This is a genomic window from Pseudomonas sp. Sample_9 (genome assembly GCF_004307535.1).
In the GTDB taxonomy this organism is placed as follows: Bacteria; Pseudomonadota; Gammaproteobacteria; order Pseudomonadales; family Pseudomonadaceae; genus Aquipseudomonas; species Aquipseudomonas mercuritolerans.
Genome location: NZ_RAZO01000175.1, coordinates 1 through 847 on the forward strand (window position 1 = coordinate 1; position 847 = coordinate 847).

Below are 847 nucleotides of genomic sequence, written 5' to 3' on the forward strand. Positions count from 1 at the left end.
CGCTGAGCTGATCCATGGCAAACACTGCGCTGCCCCGCGCCGGACGCACGCCGCAGCGCGCCAGCAACGCCATAATGGTTAGCGGCCCGCCGCTGCCGCCAGGCGTTGCGCAGTAGGCGAACTCGGCTGCCATCACCACGCCGAGACTTTTCAACGGCGCGACCTTTTCACGCTGATCGCCAAGCAACAAACGCAGGCGCAACGTATTGATGCCCCAGCACAGCAGGATCATGCCGAACATGATCAACAGCCAGTTCAGCGGAAAACTGCGCAGGCGCGACCAGGTTTCGCCGCCGCCGAGCAGCACCGGAATCAGCACCGCCGCGAGCAGGCCGATCAGCAACAACAGGCTGCGCTTCATGCTGCGCGTTCCAGCTGACCGCGCTGTCGGGCGAGCCAGTCGATCTTGGTCAGCGGCACGCGTCCCTCCGCCAGCAGGCGTTGCAGCGTGTGCAACCAGTAATCGCGAGAAAACCGGTGACGCATGTCCACCGGATGCAGGCCCAGGCGAATCACCGATGCCTCGCGCCAGCGCTGTTCACACTGGTCGCTGACGATTTTCGACAAGCCACGACGCCAGGCACTGCGCGAACTCCACACCAGCCCCGGTGCATCTATGGCGCTGAAGTCGGGCAAGCGATAAAGATGCTGCGGATCGCTGGTGTAGCTGAGCGGTAATTCGCGCAAAGCCTGGCGCGTGCCGTCGCTCATCAGCCAGGCCGGGGCGACGAAGCCGTGCACCGGCCAGTCGTAGCGCTGAAACATTTTCAGACCCGCATGCAGGCGGGCCAAGGCTGCTTCGCGGGACAAGCGATAGAACTCACCTTCATGGGTGTAGACCCGGCGC

At 64.0% G+C, this 847-nt stretch carries 2 protein-coding genes; both read right to left on the reverse strand.

Annotated features, from left to right (window positions below):
- Positions 1 to 361: lysylphosphatidylglycerol synthase domain-containing protein (locus tag D6877_RS09885; protein WP_178083660.1), on the reverse strand; the 361-nt coding region annotated here is incomplete at its 3' end.
- A partial coding sequence (locus tag D6877_RS09890; RefSeq protein WP_130910628.1) for a DUF2334 domain-containing protein occupies positions 358 to 847 on the reverse strand: 490 nt, incomplete at its 5' end. The genes D6877_RS09890 and D6877_RS09885, both read right to left, overlap by 4 nt.